This is a genomic window from Fulvivirga ulvae, assembly GCF_021389975.1.
Lineage (GTDB): Bacteria > Bacteroidota > Bacteroidia > Cytophagales > Cyclobacteriaceae > Fulvivirga > Fulvivirga ulvae.
In genome coordinates, this window is the sequence record NZ_CP089981.1 from 3,182,234 (window position 1) to 3,202,719 (window position 20,486).

28 protein-coding genes are annotated in these 20,486 nt (G+C 39.6%); all 28 read left to right on the forward strand.

What is annotated here, in order from left to right; translation table 11 throughout:
- The first annotated feature begins 32 nt into the window (after positions 1-32).
- The 28 genes from lolB2 (at position 33) to rplO (ending at position 20,484) form a co-directional block, all read left to right on the forward strand.
- Positions 33-626 carry a flexirubin biosynthesis protein LolB2 gene (lolB2, locus tag LVD17_RS13360; protein ID WP_502798396.1) on the forward strand — a complete coding sequence of 198 codons (594 nt, stop codon included), beginning with the start codon at positions 33-35 and terminating at the stop codon, positions 624-626.
- Position 627: 1 nt separating this feature from the next.
- Positions 628-999 carry an ApeI family dehydratase gene (locus LVD17_RS13365; protein WP_233767502.1) on the forward strand — a complete coding sequence of 124 codons (372 nt, stop codon included), beginning with the start codon at positions 628-630 and terminating at the stop codon, positions 997-999.
- A gap of 5 nt (positions 1,000-1,004) precedes the next feature.
- The gene (locus LVD17_RS13370; RefSeq protein WP_233767503.1) at positions 1,005-2,207 is read left to right on the forward strand and encodes a DUF2062 domain-containing protein; all 1,203 of its coding nucleotides are present in this window, start codon (positions 1,005-1,007) and stop codon (positions 2,205-2,207) included.
- Positions 2,208-2,257: 50 nt separating this feature from the next.
- Positions 2,258-6,106 (forward strand): trifunctional MMPL family transporter/lysophospholipid acyltransferase/class I SAM-dependent methyltransferase, encoded by a 3,849-nt coding sequence (locus LVD17_RS13375; protein WP_233767505.1) that lies wholly within the window; start codon positions 2,258-2,260, stop codon positions 6,104-6,106.
- Between the two features lies 1 nt (position 6,107).
- Positions 6,108-7,628, forward strand: coding sequence for a phytoene desaturase family protein (locus LVD17_RS13380; RefSeq protein ID WP_233767507.1), 1,521 nt, complete (start codon positions 6,108-6,110; stop codon positions 7,626-7,628).
- Positions 7,625-8,305 carry a YdcF family protein gene (locus LVD17_RS13385; protein ID WP_233767509.1) on the forward strand — a complete coding sequence of 227 codons (681 nt, stop codon included), beginning with the start codon at positions 7,625-7,627 and terminating at the stop codon, positions 8,303-8,305. Before LVD17_RS13380 ends, LVD17_RS13385 begins: the two co-directional genes overlap by 4 nt.
- A gap of 18 nt (positions 8,306-8,323) precedes the next feature.
- On the forward strand, positions 8,324-9,994 hold the full coding sequence (locus LVD17_RS13390; protein ID WP_233767511.1) for a C45 family autoproteolytic acyltransferase/hydrolase: 1,671 nt from the start codon (positions 8,324-8,326) through the stop codon (positions 9,992-9,994).
- A gap of 21 nt (positions 9,995-10,015) precedes the next feature.
- A complete protein-coding gene (gene flxY, locus LVD17_RS13395) occupies positions 10,016-11,302 on the forward strand; it encodes a flexirubin biosynthesis putative acyl-CoA ligase FlxY (protein WP_233767513.1) in 1,287 nt (428 codons plus the stop codon).
- A gap of 255 nt (positions 11,303-11,557) precedes the next feature.
- Positions 11,558-12,190, forward strand: a complete 633-nt coding sequence (gene rplC, locus LVD17_RS13400; RefSeq protein ID WP_233767515.1) for a 50S ribosomal protein L3 — start codon at positions 11,558-11,560, stop codon at positions 12,188-12,190.
- Complete coding sequence (rplD, locus tag LVD17_RS13405; RefSeq protein ID WP_233767516.1) at positions 12,190-12,819, forward strand: 50S ribosomal protein L4; 630 nt, start codon at positions 12,190-12,192, stop codon at positions 12,817-12,819. The genes rplC and rplD overlap by 1 nt, the downstream gene beginning before the upstream one ends.
- A 2-nt stretch (positions 12,820-12,821) precedes the next feature.
- Positions 12,822-13,109, forward strand: coding sequence for a 50S ribosomal protein L23 (gene rplW / locus LVD17_RS13410; protein ID WP_233767518.1), 288 nt, complete (start codon positions 12,822-12,824; stop codon positions 13,107-13,109).
- Between the two features lie 13 nt (positions 13,110-13,122).
- Positions 13,123-13,950, forward strand: coding sequence for a 50S ribosomal protein L2 (gene rplB / locus LVD17_RS13415; protein WP_233767519.1), 828 nt, complete (start codon positions 13,123-13,125; stop codon positions 13,948-13,950).
- A complete protein-coding gene (rpsS, locus tag LVD17_RS13420; protein ID WP_155173943.1) occupies positions 13,950-14,228 on the forward strand; it encodes a 30S ribosomal protein S19 in 279 nt (92 codons plus the stop codon). The genes rplB and rpsS overlap by 1 nt, the downstream gene beginning before the upstream one ends.
- Before the next feature lie 2 nt (positions 14,229-14,230).
- A complete protein-coding gene (gene rplV / locus LVD17_RS13425; protein ID WP_233767521.1) occupies positions 14,231-14,626 on the forward strand; it encodes a 50S ribosomal protein L22 in 396 nt (131 codons plus the stop codon).
- Positions 14,626-15,372: a 30S ribosomal protein S3 gene (gene rpsC, locus LVD17_RS13430; RefSeq protein ID WP_233767523.1), complete on the forward strand. Its 747-nt coding sequence runs from the start codon at positions 14,626-14,628 to the stop codon at positions 15,370-15,372. Before rplV ends, rpsC begins: the two co-directional genes overlap by 1 nt.
- A gap of 50 nt (positions 15,373-15,422) precedes the next feature.
- Complete coding sequence (rplP, locus tag LVD17_RS13435) at positions 15,423-15,845, forward strand: 50S ribosomal protein L16 (RefSeq protein WP_233767524.1); 423 nt, start codon at positions 15,423-15,425, stop codon at positions 15,843-15,845.
- Positions 15,846-15,850: 5 nt separating this feature from the next.
- Complete coding sequence (rpmC, locus tag LVD17_RS13440) at positions 15,851-16,045, forward strand: 50S ribosomal protein L29 (RefSeq protein WP_155173947.1); 195 nt, start codon at positions 15,851-15,853, stop codon at positions 16,043-16,045.
- A gap of 7 nt (positions 16,046-16,052) precedes the next feature.
- Positions 16,053-16,310, forward strand: coding sequence for a 30S ribosomal protein S17 (gene rpsQ / locus LVD17_RS13445; protein ID WP_155173948.1), 258 nt, complete (start codon positions 16,053-16,055; stop codon positions 16,308-16,310).
- Position 16,311: 1 nt separating this feature from the next.
- Positions 16,312-16,680 carry a 50S ribosomal protein L14 gene (gene rplN, locus LVD17_RS13450; RefSeq protein ID WP_155173949.1) on the forward strand — a complete coding sequence of 123 codons (369 nt, stop codon included), beginning with the start codon at positions 16,312-16,314 and terminating at the stop codon, positions 16,678-16,680.
- A 2-nt stretch (positions 16,681-16,682) separates the two neighbouring features.
- A complete protein-coding gene (gene rplX / locus LVD17_RS13455) occupies positions 16,683-17,030 on the forward strand; it encodes a 50S ribosomal protein L24 (protein WP_233767526.1) in 348 nt (115 codons plus the stop codon).
- Positions 17,023-17,583: a 50S ribosomal protein L5 gene (gene rplE, locus LVD17_RS13460; RefSeq protein ID WP_233767960.1), complete on the forward strand. Its 561-nt coding sequence runs from the start codon at positions 17,023-17,025 to the stop codon at positions 17,581-17,583. The genes rplX and rplE overlap by 8 nt, the downstream gene beginning before the upstream one ends.
- A gap of 6 nt (positions 17,584-17,589) precedes the next feature.
- On the forward strand, positions 17,590-17,859 hold the full coding sequence (gene rpsN, locus LVD17_RS13465; protein WP_233767527.1) for a 30S ribosomal protein S14: 270 nt from the start codon (positions 17,590-17,592) through the stop codon (positions 17,857-17,859).
- A 95-nt stretch (positions 17,860-17,954) separates the two neighbouring features.
- A complete protein-coding gene (gene rpsH, locus LVD17_RS13470) occupies positions 17,955-18,353 on the forward strand; it encodes a 30S ribosomal protein S8 (RefSeq protein ID WP_233767529.1) in 399 nt (132 codons plus the stop codon).
- A 12-nt stretch (positions 18,354-18,365) separates the two neighbouring features.
- Positions 18,366-18,923: a 50S ribosomal protein L6 gene (gene rplF, locus LVD17_RS13475; RefSeq protein ID WP_233767530.1), complete on the forward strand. Its 558-nt coding sequence runs from the start codon at positions 18,366-18,368 to the stop codon at positions 18,921-18,923.
- An 8-nt stretch (positions 18,924-18,931) separates the two neighbouring features.
- Positions 18,932-19,279, forward strand: a complete 348-nt coding sequence (gene rplR / locus LVD17_RS13480; RefSeq protein ID WP_233767532.1) for a 50S ribosomal protein L18 — start codon at positions 18,932-18,934, stop codon at positions 19,277-19,279.
- A gap of 6 nt (positions 19,280-19,285) precedes the next feature.
- Positions 19,286-19,804, forward strand: a complete 519-nt coding sequence (gene rpsE / locus LVD17_RS13485; protein ID WP_155173956.1) for a 30S ribosomal protein S5 — start codon at positions 19,286-19,288, stop codon at positions 19,802-19,804.
- Between the two features lie 4 nt (positions 19,805-19,808).
- Positions 19,809-19,988 (forward strand): 50S ribosomal protein L30, encoded by a 180-nt coding sequence (gene rpmD, locus LVD17_RS13490; RefSeq protein ID WP_305039634.1) that lies wholly within the window; start codon positions 19,809-19,811, stop codon positions 19,986-19,988.
- A 49-nt stretch (positions 19,989-20,037) separates the two neighbouring features.
- Positions 20,038-20,484, forward strand: a complete 447-nt coding sequence (rplO, locus tag LVD17_RS13495) for a 50S ribosomal protein L15 (protein WP_233767535.1) — start codon at positions 20,038-20,040, stop codon at positions 20,482-20,484.
- The last annotated feature ends 2 nt before the right edge of the window (positions 20,485-20,486 follow it).

A 20,486-nucleotide genomic window follows, 5' to 3' on the forward strand; every position in this document is an offset into this window, starting at 1 on the left:
GTGTCAGCAGAAGCTTCTCACGATCTATAGTCATGGTTTTAAATAAGCATTTTCTATTTCTTACAATTGTATGTTTACATATTATGGTAAAGGCTCAGGCCCAGAAAGGTCAATTGCCGAAGCCCTACATTAACCATGCAGAAAACGGCCTGATCTATAACACTGCTTTCTCCTATAAAGAGCACAGTTTCAGTGGTTTAATGGTAGTGAAAAAGGAAGGAGAAGCATATAGGGTAGTGCTTTTATCGAAATTGGGGCCTTCAATAATGGATTTTTTGCTAACGGATGGAGAACTGACGTGGAACAAAGTGCCAAAAGGGATGGAACGTGCCGTTATCAAAAAAATAATGGCCAGAGACTTTAGTATTATGCTGTTGACAGACTTACAAGATCCTGAAAAAGTAAAAGAAATAAATGATGGCTATAAAATAAAAGGGCCTAATACGATAAAGGTTAAACTAACCAATGATAATAAGGTAAGAGAAGCTGAAACCAAGAATGCCTTTACATTTTTAAAGACCCAAGCTTCATTTTTCTATATAAATAGTGATCCTGTTCCGGATGAAATATGTGTGAACCACCGCCATATTAAAATGAAGATAGAAATGAAATTACTGGAAAGATAATATGCTCAAAGGAAATTTATATACACTTGATAAAGTGGAACGTAACCGGGAAGGTCACTACACTGTAAATGCGGAGTTAAATGTTGATCATAATATTTTTAAAGGTCACTTTCCAGGGCAGCCCGTGCTGCCGGGTGTTTGCCTTCTTGAAATGCTCAAGGAAATTTTGAATCAGGAAACAGGTAGATCATACTTCTTATCGGAAGGAACAAATATTAAATATGTAAAACTGGTAGATCCGACGCTGGATAACCGGCTAAAATTTGATATAATTACCAAAGCAGATCCAAAAGGACTAATAGTTACGGCCAGTACATTTTTAGAAAACGGAGAAGCCAATTTTAAATTCAAGGGCCTGTTTGAACTGAAGTGATTATTATGAATTACCAATCATTGTTTCAGTTACACAAATGTTGTGTTGTAATACCTACATACAACAATGCCGGTACACTGTCTCAGGTAATAACCGGTGTGCTTAAATACTCTTCCAATGTAATTGTTGTTAATGATGGAGCCACCGATGATACACCAGAAATCCTAAGATCATTTAATAACCGCATACAGGTAATAAACCACAGTAAAAATCAGGGAAAAGGGGCAGCCTTAAAAAATGCTTTTAAATATGCCCTAAGTAAAGGTTATCACTATGCCATTACTATCGATAGCGATGGGCAGCACTTTGTTGACGATCTGCCTGGATTTCTGGAGCAAATAGAGAAAGAGCCAAACAGCCTGGTAATCGGTGCCAGGAATATGGACCAGGAAAATGTACCTGGTAAAAGTAGTTTTGGTAATAAATTCTCCAATTTTTGGTTTTATGTCGATACCGGATTAAAATTAACAGATACACAATCCGGCTACAGGCTTTACCCCATAAGAAAGATGCAGGGGATCAGGTATATGACCTCCCGCTTTGAATTTGAAGTCGAAGTGATCGTTAAAGCAGCCTGGAAGGGCATAACAGTCAAAAATATACCTGTTCGGGTGCACTACGAACCAGGTAAAAAACGGATATCCCATTTCAGGCCTTTTACAGACTTTACAAGGATTAGTATCCTAAATACATGGTTTTTCATATTAGCGGTGCTTTATTACATACCCTTCCGGTTTATAAAATCATTGACCAGGGAAAATATTAGGAAATTTGCACAAAAGAACCTGTTTAACAAAGATGAGCCCATTAGGGTAAAGGCCCTTTCAATCGGTTTCGGGGTTTTTATGGGCATCTTCCCCATCTGGGGGTACCAAATGATAGTTGGTCTGGCATTATCTCATTTAATGAAGCTTAACAAGGCGCTATTTATAGTTGCGGCGAACATAAGCATTCCCCCGATGATTCCGGTGGTGATTTATGCCAGCTATAAGTTGGGTGCTTTTTTTGTTGATAACCCAAGAGATGACCTTTTGTTTCACTCAGGCATAACATATGATATGATCAAAGCCAATCTGGTGCAATACGTTGTAGGAGCAATCGTGCTGGCACTAGCCATGGGAATACTGGCATGGCTGCTTACCCTTCTGTACTTTATGGTAAGAAGACCTTTTAAAAGCGAAGCAGGCGACAGCTTTACCAGCCTGTAAGAAAATCTGATTACATTTGTCGCCAGACTAAATAGCCTCCATTTTACTGAATGTCAAAGTTGTTTTATCAGATATATAAATTCGTTAGAGCTTATAAGGTCGGGTCCTTTATTTTTTTGACTTTGTTTCTGTCAGGAGCTACTTATCTGGCTACCACCATACGTCTTGAAGAAAATATAGCTAATATAATTCCCCGGGATGAGCAGGTCACCGAAGTCAATAAAGTTTTTGAAGGCCTTGAGATTAATAACCGGTTGGTTGTGCATTTGTATTACAATGATTCGTCTTTGGCTGATCCGGATCAATTGGTGTTGTTGGCAAAAGCATTTTCTGATTCCCTGAATATTGGTTATTCAGAGTTCATCTCCGAAATTATCAGAGAAGTACCTGATGAGCAGATGCAGAAAATGTATGACTATTACTATAGCAACCTTCCCTTTTATTTGCAGGGCGAAGATTATAGACAAATAGAAAACAGGATCGGAAAGGAGGCTATTGAGGAGTCTGTCAGACGTACCTATAAACAACTGCTGTCGCCGGTGGGAATAGTGACAAAAATGCTGATCAAAGATCCTCTGGGATTGGCGTCATTTCCTCTGCAAAGAATGCGCGATCAGCAACTGGATAACAACTTTACCCTTTACCAAAACCATATAGTTACCACCGATAACCTCCACCTGGTATTCTTTATAGCTCTAAATAATCCGCCAAATGAAACCTCTAACAATAGCCGGCTGATTGAAGGGATTAACCAGTTGAAGCAACAGTTCGAGACAACCCATGAATTAATTAAAGTTGAATATTTTGGGCCCGCAGCAGTGGCCGTGGCAAATGCCCACAGGATAAAGACTGATATATACATTACCGTGAGTCTCGCACTGGCGGCGTTATTTGTGTTTATCTCCTTATTTTACAGAACCGCCGGTACCTTTTTAATAGTGGTTACGCCCGGAGTATTCGGTGCAATAGTGGCCATTGCATTTTTAGCAGTGACCAGAGATAGGGTTTCAGCTATTTCATTGGGAGTAGGGTCGGTTTTACTCGGTATTACTATTGATTATGCATTGCATTTTTTTACACACTATAAAAAAGAGAAGGACGTTCAGGCTCTGTTTAAGGACTTGTCCATTCCACTACTGATGAGTAGTGTTACCACAGCGTGTGCTTTTCTGTCATTAGTGTTCATCAGGTCGACTGCTTTGCAGGACCTTGGCATTTTTGCCGGAGTCAGTGTTTTAGGGGCAGTTTTTTATACGCTGGTTTTCCTTCCTCACATGATCAGACCAAGCCAGAAGGGAATAGACCGGAAAACCAAAAATTTTGTTGAGCAGGCTGTTAGCTGGTTGGCAGGATACCAGCTTTATAAAAAGACCTGGGCTGTAGTAATTCTTGTGATGCTGTCAGTAGTAAGCCTCTTCACCTGGAGGCAGGTGTCCTTTGAGAATAATATGCTCAAACTTAATTATATGCCAGACCATCTGGATAGCTACCAGGAAAAGATCAACGCCATTTCTAACTTCTCAGAGAACAACATCTATGTAGCTTTTAATGGGAATGACCTCAGTGAAGCCTTACAAGCCAATACGGTGCTTTTGGAAGAAATGGAGCGTCTGAAGGAGCAGGATTCCATTTTTGATTTCTATACACTGAACAACATCATACCCTCACCAGAACGTCAGAAAGAAGGCCTGGGAAATTGGCAGCAATTTTGGGAAAAGCATGATGCAGACAGCGTAGTCAGAAACCTGAATAAAGCATCAGAAGTTTATGGTTTTCGACAAGGTACATTTTCTGCATTCGCCAATGTGCTGGATAAAAGCTACACGGAAATATCTCAGGAAGATATCGAAACCATTCTATCAGTGACAGGTAGCGACCTTATTATAAAAAATGCTGATAGTAGTGTATCCGTGTTATCTACTATTGCCTTATCAGAGAACAACAAACCCGCGGTTTTAAAAACCCTCTCAAAGCTCCCTGATATCATTATACTCGACAAAACCTACCTCACTAATAAACTGGTAGAACTTCTCAAAGAAGATTTTAGCAATCTCGTCAATATTTCCCTGATAGTCGTTTTTCTGGTCATACTTATTAGTTATGGCAGGTTGGAGTTGACACTTATCGCTTTTCTGCCAATTTTGTTGAGCTGGCTTTGGGTTTTGGGGTTAATGGGGTGGCTGGGACTTACCTTCAATATCGTTAACATCATCATTTGCACTTTTATATTTGGTTTGGGCATAGATTACAGCATATTCGTTATGCGTGGCCTAACTCAGCAATATGCTTATGGCATTGATAACCTTACCTCATATAAAAAATCAATCATCCTGTCAATGGTAACGACTTTACTGGGTATAGGAGTTCTGGCATTTGCACAACATCCTGCACTGAAGTCAATTGCCTTCCTGGCTATTATCGGTATTTTTTCTGTAGTGTTTATCACCTTTACGGTTGAGCATATGCTCTATGACCTGTTCATTCTTCGTAGAAAGCGGAAGCATGTAATACCCTTTACGCTCGCATCCTTTTTTCGAACCACCATGGCATTTTTATGTTTCGTTTTTGGGTGCCTTATGCTTTATGTTGCCCGTGGAGTTTGTAAAGTTTCCTGGCCCCAGGAAAGAAAACGTAATTACTACTTTCATAAACTAATTCGTTTCTTCTGCTCACTGGTAATAAATGTAATGGTCAATATTCGCAAAAGTATTATCGACAGGGATAATATAAATTTTGACAAGCCATCCGTCATAATCAGCAATCACCATTCATTTATGGATATCCTGCTGTTGCTGATGTTTAACCCCAAAGTGGTAATGGTTACAAATGATTGGGTGTATAATTCTCCATTATTTGGTAAAGCAGTTCAGTATGCAGATTTTATACAGGCTTCAAAAGGATTGGAAAATCAGCTTGACAAGATTAAAAAAATATTGGATGACGGTTATTCAATCATTGTTTATCCCGAAGGCACCAGATCCAGAACAGCCGATGTAGGGCGCTTCCATAAAGGAGCCTTTTTTCTGGCCGAACACTTTAAGCTCGATATTCAGCCTGTAATTTTGCATGGTACCAGCTTTGCCATGCCTCGTGGTGATGACTTCTATCTTAAGAATACGGATATAACGGTGAAATTTCTTCCTAGAATTGACCATTACGATGAAAACTTTGGCTTAGGCTATCGGGAAAGAACCAAGAAGATTAGCGCGTATTTTAAGACTGAGTATAGAATGCTGCGAGAGCAGCAGGAGTCTCCGGATTTTTTCAGGGAAGCTATTTTTAAAAACTACATATTTAAAGGTCCTGTTCTTGAATGGTATATTAAAATTAAATATAAGCTTGAAGGTGGATATAGAGTATTTCATGATCTTGTGCCAAAGCACGCACTGATCGTAGACCTCGGCTGTGGTTATGGTCCGATGGCATACGCATTGGGCTACAGTAGCGAAGAACGCCAGATACTTGGAGTCGATTACGATCAGGAAAAAATATCTGTTGCACAAAACGGGCCTGCAAAGCCATCAAACATAAACTTTGTACATGGAGATGTACTTAATATTGATTTTGGACATGCTGACGTATTTATCGTTAGTGATGTACTGCACTATCTGACCGTGAAAGAACAGGGAATACTCCTGGATAAAATGGTAGCTAACCTGAATGCAGGGGGCAAACTGATTATAAGAGATGGAGATTCGAATAAAAAAAATCGCCATAAAGGAACTGAGCTGACCGAGATCTTTTCAACAGGTAGCGGTTTCAATAAGACAAGAAATGATCTGAATTTCATCTCATCAGATATGATAGAAAAATTTGCGCAAAGAAATAATTTTAAGCTTGAGGTAATTGATCATACCAGGCGAACATCGAACACAATTTTTGTGTTAACCCAGAATTGAAATGGAAAATTTTGATATAGTCATCATAGGAAGTGGTTTGGGAGGGTTGGAATGTGGTACCATACTGAGTCGGGAAGGGTATAGCGTACTGGTCCTGGAAAAGAATAAGCAGCTGGGCGGAAACCTTCAGATATTTTCCAGGAACAAACGCATTTTCGATACGGGTATACATTATATAGGAGGCTTGGGTAAAGGTCAGAACCTTTATAGGTATTTCAAATTTCTGAATATCATGGATGACCTGAAGCTTAAACGCATGGATATGAATGGCTTCGATGTAGTGACCTTTGAAGGTGATAATACTGAATACAGATATGCCCAGGGATACGATAACTTTATAGAAACCATGAGCAGCTACTTTCCGGATGAAAGAGAAGGAATAGTCAAATATTGTGATAAGATAAGGGAAGTGTGCAGTAAGTTTCCCATGTATGATGTCCGCCCTATGAACGGGCAACTTAATGATGCCCCTTTTCTCGATACCAATGCCCGTGATTTCATAGCTTCATGTACTTCTAACGAGCGGTTGCAAATGATATTGGCAGGTACTAACTTGTTGTACGCAGGAGAAGGAGATAAAACTCCACTATATGTTCATGCCTTAGTGGTCAACTCATATATTGAAAGCTCCTGGAAGTGTGTGGATGGTGGTTCGCAGATAGCCATACTCCTGTCGCGAAATATTCGTCAAAATGGAGGGAGAGTGCTGAAAAATGCAGAAGTTGTTGATTTTGTCTTTGATGGAGATGAAGTAGATCATGTTGTTCTTGCCGATGGACGGAAATTCGGCGGAAAAACTTTTATCTCCAATATTCATCCGTCGCTTACACTTGATATGGTAGAAGAAGGGAAGATAAGAAAAGCTTACCGGAAGAGAATTAACAGCCTTGAGAACTCCATTTCTGTATTCATTTTGTACATAGTCCCCAAACAAGGGACTGTTCCTAACTTTAATTGTAATTACTATCATTTTATAGACCCAGATGTCTGGATAGGAGCCAAATATGAAGATAACTGGCCTACTGGTTATGCCATTTTTAGCAGTGCTTCGAGTAAAGCTGATAAATATGCCGATAGTATTATTATGATGGCATACATGCACTTCGAAGAAACCAGCAAATGGGCCGATACTTTCAACACTGTATCGCAAAAATCTGATCGCGGAGAAGAATATGAAACGTTTAAAGAAGAGAAAGCACAGATACTGTTTAATGAACTGGAGAAGAAGTTTCCAAATATACGGGAGAACACGGAAGCATACTATACCTCTACACCACTCACTTACAGAGACTATATAGGTACCAAAGACGGGTCGCTTTACGGGGTGAAAAAAGATTACAAAAATCCTTTGAAATCGTTTATTTCGCCTAAAACAAAGGTTCCAAATCTTTTACTTACAGGCCAGAACCTTAATATGCACGGAGTACTTGGTGTTACCATTGGAGCTATTACTACATGTTCTGAGATACTAGGACACCACTACCTGATGAACAAGGTTATTGAATCTACCAAGGAAGAATGATGATAAAACGTTTTTTTAAAAATAAAATAACTAAAGTCATTCTGGCGCTTCACCTGGTCGTCCTCATAGTTATTGTTATACTTTTTTTCTACCTAAGAAAAGCCACAAAAGATGAATATAACGATGCTGTGGCTCAGGCTCCTTATGATGCGATTATAGTCCCGGGCTATCCCTATGAAGATCAGTGGCATGATATCATGAAAACACGGATCTATTGGTCAAAGTATCTGTGGGAGCAAGGGTATGTAAAACATATCATTTATTCTGGAAGTGCAGTGTACTCACCCTATATAGAAAGCCTGATCATGAAGCAGTATGCCATTAAATTAGGTGTGCCGGAAAGCATGATTTTTGCTGAGACAAAAGCCGAGCACAGCACTGAAAATTTATTTTATTCATATAAGCTTGCAAGTGCTAAGGGCTTTAAAAAAATAGCTCTGGCTACAGACCCTGTTCAGTCATTCTTACTGCAACAGTATGCAGAGGACAAGCATTTTAAAATGAAATATCTTCCCATACAGTATACAGTGCTTAAGCAAATGGATCTTGCGGATGTAAAGATCGATCCCGAAGTTGCACTTAAGCATAATTTTAAGGCTCTCCCGGAGCGGGAAAGTTTCTGGCAAAGATTTAGGGGCACCTTGGGAGGGAATATTGAAGACCAATATGAAGATTAGAACGGATCAATATTGTTGATGAAGAAAAGAATTAAGATACTACTCATTATACCTGTGTTACTGCTGTTGGCGGCGGTGGTTACGTATGTATTAAATGTTCGTATGTCGTCACCATTGGCAGAGGGACAGGAGAAAGATTATATTAGGGTTCAAGAAATAGGGGAAAATCATTTCGGTACCAGTGACGGAAGCTGGCTACGTAAAAATGATAAAGGAGTTTGGGAACTCTATGTTCATGGAGAACCCTATGCACGTGGGCTTGCTTTTGGAGCCTTAGCGCAACGGTTGCTGGCAGAAAAAGAAAGTTCCTTTATTTCGGAAATTGAAAACAGAGTGCCATCATCTTCATATCTTAATTTCCTTAAATATGTCGTAGGATGGTTTCATCGAGACCTTGATGAGTACGTTCCGGATGAATACCTGAAAGAAATTTATGGGTCATCGCAGTACATGGCCGACTCTTTCGATTATATCTCCCCAAAATATCACAGGGGGCTTAGCTATCATGCCGCTCATGATATCGGCCATGCCTTGCAAAATATGAATCTCGTCGGATGTACCTCTTTTGTAGTCAAAGGTGATAAATCTGAGAATGGTAAGTTGCTAATAGGTCGTAATTTCGATTTTTATTTTGGGGAAGAGTTCGCAAAAGATAGAATGGTAGCTTTTTATAACCCGGACCAAGGCTATCAATTCATGTCAGTTACATGGGCTTGTTTTAGTGGTGTTGTTTCAGGAATCAATGAAAAGGGACTAACTGTAACATTAAACTCGGCCAAATCGGCTATTCCTTCAAAGGGGAAAACGCCGGTTTCTATTATTGCCAGGCAAATATTACAATATGCATCAACGATTGATGAGGCCTATGCTATTGCAAAATCCTATGACTCATTCGTGGCTGAGACTTTCCTGATAGGCTCGAAGAAGGACAGAAGAGCCGCACTGATTGAGAAAACCCCGGAGGTAACAGTACTTTATGAAGAGGATGACAGCGAAATGATCGTTACGAATCATTTTCAAAGTGATGAACTTAAAAATGATCCTCTTAACCAGGACTATTTGCAGGAAGGAGTATCTGATTACCGGTATGAGCGCGTTCACCAACTAATAGATTCACTAGAGCCCCTTACCCCGACAAGGGCAGTTCATTTATTGAGGGATAAAAAAGGTTTAGATGGAGAGGACATTGGTCTGGCCAATGAAAAAGCAGTTAATCAACTTATCGCACACCATTCAGTTATCTTTTCCCCGGAGGAAATGATAGTATGGGTATCTGCGCCGCCTTATCAATTGGGAGAGTATGTGGCCTATGATCTCAATGAGATTTTTAAAACCTCAGAAGGAGATTTTTTTACTTATACTGATTCTCTAAGCATTGCAGCAGATCCTTTTTTAGATTCACAAGGCTATAGGAGGTATACCAGCTTTGTAAATATAAAAGACAGGATTCAAAAGTACCTTGCAAAAGGAGAAGGTACTAAACTACAAGAGAAGGAAATAGATGGTTTTATAAAGAGCAATCCAAAAGGTTTTTTAACATATTACTATTTGGGAGATTACTTTAAAAGTATTGGGTCTTGGCAAGAGGCTGAAAAATATTATAATATTGCGCTGGATCTGGAGATCGCGAAACAAAGTGAGCGAAAGCATATTGAGGAAGGTTTAAAGGAATGTATGCAACACTTATAATTCGTTAAAGGTAATTATGCTATGAGTATACCTCCATTAGAAAGCAGGGGAAAGGAAGAGATAACCAATCACCAGTTGAAAGAGCTTAAAAAATTGCTCCTGCATGTAAGCAAGAACTCTCCGTTTTATAAGCGCCATTTTGAGAAGTATAATATCGATATTGAATCTATTAACTCTATTGAGGCTCTAAGAAATATTCCGCCAACGGATAAAAGCCACCTGCAAGCTTATCAACGGGATTTCTGGTGTGTGGAACCAGCCGAAATTGTGGAGTATTGCAACACTTCAGGAACAGAAGGAGCTGCAGTAACGATTCCTTTGACCGACGGGGACCTTAGAAGGCTCAGCTACAACGAGGCCATATCACTTGCTTGTACTGGGGGAGATAAAAATGAGATATATCAACTGACCACTACGTTGGATCGTCAGTTTATGGCGGGCCTTGCCTACGCACTTGGAGCAAGAGAACTGGGGGCAGGGATGATAAGAGTAGGGCCCGGTTTGCCGCAGTTGCAGTGGAAAACCATTCTGGAAGTTAAACCAACTGCACTTATTGTAGTGCCATCCTTTCTGATCAAACTGATCGAATATGCAGAAGCAGAGGGTATAGATTTTAGAAACAGTTCAGTCAAAAAAGCTATATGTATAGGAGAGCCCATTAGGAAAAATGATCTTTTCTTTAATGCACTCGGTGAAAAGATTACCTCCAAATGGGATATAGAGCTTTACTCTACCTATGCCTCTACAGAAATGGCAGCTGCCTTTACTGAATGTTCAGCAGGCAAAGGTGGGCATTTACATCCGGAATTGTTGATAGCTGAAATTCTTGATGATAGGAATCAACCTGTTCCAGCCGGTACCGTAGGAGAACTCACGGTTACAACCTTAGGGGTGGAGGCGATGCCCTTACTAAGATTTAAGACAGGAGACATGTGTGCGTTGTTGGAAGAGTCATGTTCATGTGGGCGCAATACTTCACGGGTAAGCCCTGTAGTAGGTAGAAAAAACCAATTGATAAAATACAAAGGTACTACATGCTATCCTCCCGCTATATTTGATCTGCTTGATAACGATACCGGTATTAGTTACTACCAGGTGCTGGCATCGGCTGATCAATATGGAAATGATGTACTTACTATTCGATATAGTGCGTCAATTAATTATGAACGCAGGGGGCTTGCAGATAAATTTAAGGCCCTGTTGAGAGTGACTCCTGAGCTTGTAGAGATGCCTGAGTCTAAAATTCTTGAGCTCATTTACACCAGGACCAGTCGAAAGCCTGTTAAATTTATTGATAACCGGCGTTAAATACTTCCCTACTGGCTTTAACGCTTAAACTAATTATTTAAGATGCTTCGAAAATAACACTTGCCATATTTAAACATTTATCGCATCTTTGCACCCTCGTAGTAAAGTAAGGCAGGCCATACCACGCCCAAATATTATTCTTTAAAAAATTTAATAACTAGTATTTGGTAACTCGCTTTAAGTTACTATCTTTGCAGTCCTTTTGCGGAAAAACCGTGAGAGCTATAGCTAAAGTACGCTTATAAAGATTTTAAAATGTCTGGTATTATAGGAAAGAAAATCGGAATGACTAGCATTTACAGTGCCTCTGGGAAAAATGTCCCATGCACGGTGATAGAGGCTGGTCCTTGTGTTGTTACACAAGTAAAAAATGAGGAGACTGATGGGTACAAAGCTGTTCAGTTGGGCTTTGGAGAACGTAAGGAGAAAAGTACTCCAAAGGCATTGTTAGGGCATTTTAAGAATGCTAACACTACACCTAAAACAGATCTTGTGGAGTTTAGGGACTTCAGGGTTGAGTTCGAGGGAGGTGTGCAGCTTGGACAGGAAATTAAAGTTGGGGATGTGTTTGTTGAAGGCGACTTCGTTGATGCAATAGGTACATCTAAAGGTAAAGGTTTCCAAGGTGTTGTTAAAAGACACGGTTTTGGTGGTGTCGGACAAAGTACTCACGGTCAGCACAACAGATTAAGGGCTCCGGGTTCTATTGGTGGTGCTTCTTATCCTGCCAGAGTATTTAAAGGTATGAGAATGGCTGGAAGAACTGGAGGTAGCAGAGTTAAGGCTATCAACCTTCAAGTAATGAAAATCATACCTGAGAAGAACTTAATTCTTGTGAGTGGTTCTGTACCAGGGGCAAATAATTCAACTGTAATTCTCGAGAAGTAATGGACATTTCAGTAGTAAAATATAGCGGTGAAGATACGGGAAGGAAGATAAGCCTTTCTAAAGAAGTATTCGGTATCGAGCCAAACGATCACGCGATCTATCTTGATGTAAAACAATATCTTGCCAATCAAAGACAAGGTACACACAAGTCAAAAGAAAGAGCCGAAATTAGTGGTTCTACTAAAAAGATCAAAAAGCAAAAAGGTACTGGTACGGCCAGAGCAGGTAGTATTAAGTCACCTGTTTTCAGAGGTGGAGGGCGCGTATTTGGTCCTACACCAAGAGACTACACTTTCAAGTTGAATAAAAAGTTGAAAGAACTGGCCAGAAAGTCAGCGTTGACATACAAGGCAAAAGATCAAAGCATTGCAATAATAGAGGATTTTACTCTGGAGTCTCCTAAAACAAAGGAGTATCTTAAAATGCTTGGTGCTCTATCCTTAGGAGATAAAAAGACACTTTTGGTACTTGGTGATAACAACAAAAATGTTGTATTGTCAGGAAGAAATATACAAAACACTAAAGTAGTGACAGCAGATAGTCTGAACACTTATGATGTGTTGCATGCTGATAATTTAATACTAAGCGAGAGCTCGGTAGAGAAGATTGATAACTTATTGAAGAAATAGAAATGAGTGTTTTAATAAAGCCATTGGTTACAGAGAAAGTTTCTGCTTTGAATGAAAAAGGCAAGTATGGTTTCGTAGTAAATCGCAAAGCTAATAAAGTGGAGATTAAAAAGGCTGTAGAAAAAATGTATGGAGTTACCGTGGAGGACGTGAATACCATGAACTATCTTGGTAAATCGAAATCCAGGTATACTAAGTCAAGAGTAGTTTCTGGTAGAACTCCATCATACAAAAAAGCTATTGTAACCGTAGCAGATGGTGAAGTAATAGATTTTTACAGCGAAATTTAATCATTAAGAAGAGATGGCAATTAAGAAATTAAGACCGGTTACTCCAGGACAAAGATACAGGATCGCTCCTGCCTTTACTGAGATTACTAAGTCTGAGCCTGAAAAGTCACTTGTTGTAACCAACAAAAGATCCGGAGGTAGGAATAATTCTGGAAAGATGACCATGCGCTATATAGGTGGCGGTCATAAGAGAAAAACCAGGATCGTAGATTTTAAGAGAAATAAATTTGATGTGCCTGCTACTGTAAAGGCTGTTGAATACGACCCTACCAGATCAGCTCGTTTGGCATTATTGTTCTATGCTGATGGGGCAAAGACATATATTTTGGCTCCCGAAGGCATTCAGGTAGGACAAGAGGTTAAATCAGGAGAGTCGGTGGCTCCGGAAGTGGGAAATGCACTACCCCTTTCTAAGATTCCTTTAGGTACAATCATTCACAATATAGAGTTGAAGCCTGGTAAAGGCGGAGCCATGGCCAGAAGTGCCGGTTCTTATGCTCAACTTACTGCTAGAGAAGGAAAATACGCTACTATCAAATTACCTTCTGGTGAAACAAGAAAAATATTAGTTACATGTTTGGCTACTATCGGGTCAGTTTCTAACTCCGATCACATGAATGTCAGACTTGGTAAGGCAGGAAGAAACCGTTGGATGGGTAAGAGACCCAGAACCAGAGGTGTGGCTATGAACCCTGTTGATCACCCAATGGGTGGTGGTGAAGGTAAGTCTTCAGGAGGACACCCTAGATCAAGAAAAGGTCTGTATGCTAAGGGTAAGAAGACCAGAACGCCTAAGAAATATTCAAATAATCTAATCATCAGTAGAGGTAAGAAGAAATAATGGCTAGATCACTTAAAAAAGGACCGTATATAGATTTCAGACTCGAGAAAAAGGTCGATGTCATGAATGATTCAGGAAAAAAATCTGTGATCAAGACCTGGTCAAGAAGGTCAATGATCTCTCCTGATTTTGTAGGACACACGTTCGCTGTGCATAACGGAAATAAGTTTATCCCAGTGTATGTAACTGAAAATATGGTAGGTCACAAATTCGGTGAATTTGCTCCAACCAGAAACTTCAGAGGACACGTAGGTAAAAAAGATAAAGGTAAAAGATAATTATGGAGGCAGTAGCTAAATTAAAAAATGTACCTACCTCTCCCCGAAAGATGAGACTTGTTGCAGATCTTATCCGTGGTGAAAGAGTGAATAAGGCATTAAACATATTGAAATTTGAGCCTAAGCAAGGTGCTGCCAGGTTAGAGAAATTATTGCTATCAGCTATATCTAACTGGCAACAAAGTAATCAGGATGCTGACCTTGAGGATGCTGACCTATACGTAAAGTCGATTTATGTCGATAGCGGAAGAATCCTTAAAAGATTAAGACCTGCGCCGCAGGGTAGAGCACATAGAATCAGAAAGAGATCAAACCATGTGACGCTGATTTTGGACAGCAAGGCACCTGTAGTAGAAGCAGAAAAGAATACTAAGAAAAAAGAAAAAGAAGATAAATAATGGGACAGAAAGTTAACCCTATTGCTTTAAGACTTGGCATCGTAAGAGGATGGGATTCCAGCTGGTACGGTGGAAATACTTTTTCTGATAAATTGATCGAAGACCATAATATCAGAAAATATATGGCTGCTCGTATCCCAAAAGGTGGTATTTCTAAAGTTATCATTGAGAGAACTTTAAAAAGAATTACTTTAACAGTACATACTGCACGTCCTGGTGTAGTGATTGGTAAAGGCGGTGCTGAAGTTGACAAGATCAAGGAAGAACTGAAAAAGCTAACAGGTAAAGATGTCCAGATCAATATCTTTGAAATAAAGAGACCCGAGCTTGACGCTAAACTTGTAGGGGATTCGGTAGCCCAGCAATTACAGGCTAGAATCTCTTACAGAAGAGCAATGAAGCAGGCTATTGCTTCAGCTATGAGAGTAGGAGCTCAGGGTATAAAAATTAAGGTATCAGGTCGACTTGGCGGTGCTGAAATGGCGCGTACCGAGCAGTATAAGGATGGAAGAATTCCATTGCACACTCTGAGAGCTGATATTGATTATGCCGTAAGTGAAGCCAATACAGTCTATGGTAAGATAGGCATCAAAGTATGGATATTCAAAGGTGAAGTTTATGGAAAGAGAGATCTTTCTCCGAATGTAGGAGTAGCTAACACTGGTGGTAGTGGTAGCGGTGGCGGAAGAGGCGGAAGAAAAAGAGCCGGAGGAGATAGTGGTCCTAAACGTAGAAGAAATAAATAAGTCATAAGGTGATTGCGCACCTTGTTGCGCATATCTAAAGTCATAAAATTATGTTACAGCCGAAAAGAACTAAGTTCAGGAAACAACAGAAAGGCAGGGTAAAAGGATTAGCGCAGCGTGGTCACAGAATTGCCTTCGGAGCGTTTGGAATTAAAGCCCTAGAACCAGGATGGATCACTTCTAGACAGATAGAGGCAGCAAGGATTGCAATGACCAGAGCAATGAAGAGGGAAGGACAAGTTTGGATTCGTATATTTCCTGATAAACCGATTACTAAAAAGCCTGCTGAGGTAAGGATGGGTAAAGGTAAAGGTGCTCCTGAATATTGGGTAGCAGTTGTAAAGCCAGGTACAATTCTTTTTGAAGCCGGAGGTGTAAAAAAAGAATTGGCACAGGAAGCGCTAAGATTAGCGCAAATGAAGCTTCCTATTAAAACTAAGTTTGCAGTACGTAGAGATTACGTTGAATCATAATAAAGATGAAAAATTCAGAGATTAAAGCATTAGGCATAGAAGAACTGAAGCAAAAACTGGCGGGTGAGCAGGAAGCATACAGAAAGATGAGATTTGCTCATGAGATTTCTCCAATTGAGAATCCTATGAAGATAAAGGAAACTCGCAAATTGATAGCCAGGTTGAAAACAGAAATTCGGGCTAAAGAACTTGCTAAATAACATTTAAATGGAGTCAAGAAAATTAAGAAAAGAAAGAATAGGGCAGGTTGTCAGCAACAAAATGGAGAAGTCCATTACTGTTTCTGTACTTAGAAAAGAGAAACACCCTATCTATGGTAAGTTTGTTAAGAAAACTACCAAGTTTACGGCTCACGATGAACAGAACGAGTGTGGTATTGGAGATACCGTAAGAATTATGGAAACTCGTCCTTTGAGTAAGAACAAAAGGTGGAGATTAGTTGAAATCATAGAAAAGGCTAAATAAGATGATACAACAAGAGTCAAGATTAAACGTGGCAGATAATAGCGGTGCAAAGGAAGTTCTTTGTATTCGTGTATTGGGAGGTACTGGTAAAAAGTATGCTTCAGTTGGTGACAAAATTGTTGTATCAGTGAAGTCGGCACTATCATCCAGTAACCTTAAGAAAGGTACGGTATCCAGAGCGGTAATCGTAAGAACGAAAAAGGAAGTGAGAAGAAAAGATGGATCTTACATCAGATTCGAGGATAATGCTGCTGTATTATTAACAGCGAATGATGAGCCGAGAGGTACACGTATTTTTGGACCTGTAGCTAGAGAGTTGCGCGAAAAGCAATTCATGAAAATTGTTTCACTGGCACCTGAAGTATTATAATCATGGAAAGAAAGAAGAATAAACAACCCAAACTACACATTAGAAAAGGAGATACTGTTAAAGTTATCGCCGGAAATTCAAAAGGTAAAGAGGGTGTGGTACTGGAGGTGGTTCCCTCTAAGTTACGAGCGGTTGTAGAAGGAGTCAATATTGTTACCAAACATGTTAAACCTTCCGCTACAAATCCTGAGGGTGGAATAGAGAAGACAGAAGCTGCAATTCACATTAGCAATTTAATGTTGAAGGATCCAGCTACTGGTGAGGCCACCAGAACTGGAAGAAAAGCAGATGACAAAGGTAAGCTGCAAAGATATTCTAAGAAAACTGGAGAAATTATTAAAAATGGCTAATCCGAGATTAAAAGAAAAATACCAAAAGGAAATAGTACCTGCTCTTAAAGATAAGTTTCAGTACAAGTCTATAATGCAGGTTCCTAAAGTGGTTAAAGTGTGTATCAATAAGGGTATAGGTGCTGCAGTGGCAGACAAAAAGTTAATTGATACAGGTATAGAGGAGTTAACCACTATTACTGGACAAAAAGCCGTGGCTACCAAAGCTAAAAAATCAATCTCTAACTTTAAGTTAAGAGACGGAATGCCTATTGGAGCAAGAGTTACCCTGAGGGGAGATAAAATGTACGAATTTATGGATAGACTTATGTCTATTGCACTTCCACGTGTTAGGGACTTTAGGGGTATTAATGACAAAGGTTTTGACGGTAGAGGCAATTATACCTTAGGAGTAAAGGAGCAAATTATCTTTCCTGAGATTAGTATAGATAAAGTAAATAAGATCAGTGGAATGGACATTACTTTTGTTACAACTGCTGAATCAGATGAGGAAAGTTTCGAACTGTTGAAAGCGTTTGGTATGCCTTTCGCAAGTAACGCAAGTAAATCATAAAATATTATGGCAAGAAAAGCTGTTATAGCAAGAGAAAAAAAGAGAGAAAGATTAGTAGCAAAGTTTGCTGCTAAGCGCACGGCTCTTAAAGAGGCAGGAGATTACGAGGGACTGGATAAATTACCTCGAAATGCCTCACCGGTTAGATTACACAATAGATGTAAGCTAACGGGTAGACCTAAAGGATACATGAGAAAGTTTGGTATCTCCAGGGTTACTTTTAGAGAAATGGCTTCAGATGGAAAGATTCCAGGTGTAACTAAAGCCAGCTGGTAAAAAGTTTCTCTTTTTGTTTTATTCAAGAAAATAGTTCTGTATCTTTGCAGGCCTGTTTCATACGGGCGGCAATTTTACGTTAGATAAAGAAGAAAATGACAGATCCAATAGCAGATTATTTAACCCGTTTGAGGAATGCTATCAAGGCCAAGCATAGGGTCGTTGATATTCCTGCGTCTAATATCAAGAAGGAAATGACGAAAGTACTTCATGATAAAGGGTATATTCTGAACTATAAGTTCGAAGAGACAACGAACCATCAGGGTAATATCAAAATAGCTTTGAAGTACAATCCTGACTCAAAAAAACCAGCTATCTTCCATCTTGAAAGAGTTAGTAAGCCAGGTTTAAGAAAATATGCTTCAGCCGATTCATTACCTCGTGTATTGAATGGTCTGGGTGTGGCTATCCTTTCGACATCTCGAGGTGTTATCACAGATAAAGAAGCGCGAGATATGAATGTGGGTGGTGAAGTTTTGTGTTACATATATTAATTATAAACATCAATGTCAAGAATAGGGAAAAAACCAATAAAGCTTGCAAGCGGTGTTTCTTACACTTTTGACGAGAAAGTTGGAAACATTGTTGTGAAGGGACCGAAAGGTGAGCTTACACAGAAAATAGACCCTGCCTTCAAATTGGTTGAAGACGAAGGCGAGTTGACCGTTGAAAGGCCAACTGATCAGAAGAGGCATAAAGCTCTTCATGGTCTCTATCGCTCTTTGATCAACAATATGGTAGAAGGAGTTAGCTCTGGATTTACCAGGAAATTAGAATTGGTAGGGGTTGGATATAAAGCTTCAGCTCAGAATAACGTTCTGGAGTTGAGTTTAGGCTATTCTCATAATATATTTCTAGCTGTTCCTTCTGAATTAAAGGTTTCGGCAGAAACTGAAAAAGGAAAGAATCCGGTTGTTACACTTGAAGGAAGTGACAAACAACTGATTGGACAGGTGGCGGCAAAGATTAAAAGCCTGAGATCTGTAGAGCCTTACAAAGGTAAAGGTGTAAGATTCGTAGGAGAGCAAGTTAGACGTAAAGCTGGTAAACAAGCTGCTAAATAATTAAGGAGATGGCATTTAACAAATACAAAAGAAGACTTAGAATTAAGAAGGGTATCAGAAATAAAATTTCTGGTACTTCTGAGAAACCAAGACTTTCTGTTTTTAAAAGTAATAAAGGTATCTACGCACAGATTATTGATGACACTAAGGGTCATACGCTGTTAGCAGTTTCTTCAAGAGAACTAGGTGAGACTAAAAATAGTATAGATATTTCTAAATCTGTAGGAACTAAGCTTGCTGAAAAAGCAAAGTCGGGTGGTATAGAACATGTAGTATTTGATCGTAATGGTTACCTATATCACGGAAAAGTAAAAGCTTTAGCCGAAGGTGCCAGAGAAGGAGGTCTAAAATTTTAAAGCATTATGTCTCAAAGTAATATAAGATCAGTAAAAGCTAGCGAAATAGACCTTAAAGAAAAGGTTGTTGCAATTAAACGTGTGGCTAAGGTTGTTAAAGGTGGTAGAAGATTTAGTTTCTCTGCCATTGTGGTTGTAGGAGATGGTAACGGAGTGGTTGGATACGGTCTTGGTAAAGCCAATGAAGTTACAGATGCAATAACTAAAGGCATAGATGACGCGAAAAAGAACCTGGTAAAAGTACCTGTAATAAAAGGAACCGTGCCGCATGAAGCAATAGGTAAGTTCGGAGGGGGATTCGTTCTTCTTAAGCCTGCATCAGCTGGTACAGGTGTTATCGCCGGTGGTGCTATGCGTGCCGTATTGGAAAGTGCTGGCGTACATAATGTACTTGCAAAGTCTAAGGGTTCTTCAAATCCGCACAATGTGGTGAAGGCTACTTTTGATGCGCTAACAAATATGAGAGACGCATTCACTGTAGCACAGGACAGAGGGGTTTCTTTATCTAAAGTTTTTAACGGTTAAGATGATGGCAAAAGTTAGAATTTCTCAAGTTAGAAGTACAATTGGAAGGCCTGAAAGACAAAAACGTACCATTAAGGCGCTGGGTTTAGGTAAGATTGATAAGTCTGTAGAGGTAGAATTAACTCCGCAAATTAGCGGCATGATTAATAAGGTAAACCATTTGGTTACTGTAACTGAAGTTTAAAAATATATTCCGAGTCTGATAATCAGGCGCTAGGCAAAAAATATAACAGATGAAATTAAATACATTAAAACCTGCTGAAGGTTCTGTTAAAACAAGAAAAAGAGTTGGCCGTGGTCAGGGATCTGGCAAAGGTGGAACCTCTACAAGAGGACATAAGGGTGCCAAATCAAGATCTGGTTACTCAAAAAAGATCGGCTTTGAAGGTGGGCAAATGCCACTTCAAAGGAGGGTTCCTAAGTTTGGGTTCACTAATCCTAATAGGGTTGAGTATAAAGCGATCAATCTGGATACAATTCAAAAACTCGTTGATGATACTAAGGCAACGGCGGTGGATGTTAATTTGATTGTAGAAAATGGTTTGGCTGCAAAGAAAGACTTAATAAAGATATTAGGAAAAGGAGAGTTAAAATCGAAAGTAGATGTTACCGCTCATGCTTTTTCCGCATCGGCTTCTAAAGCCATAGAGGCTGCTGGTGGAAAAGTGACTCAACTATAATT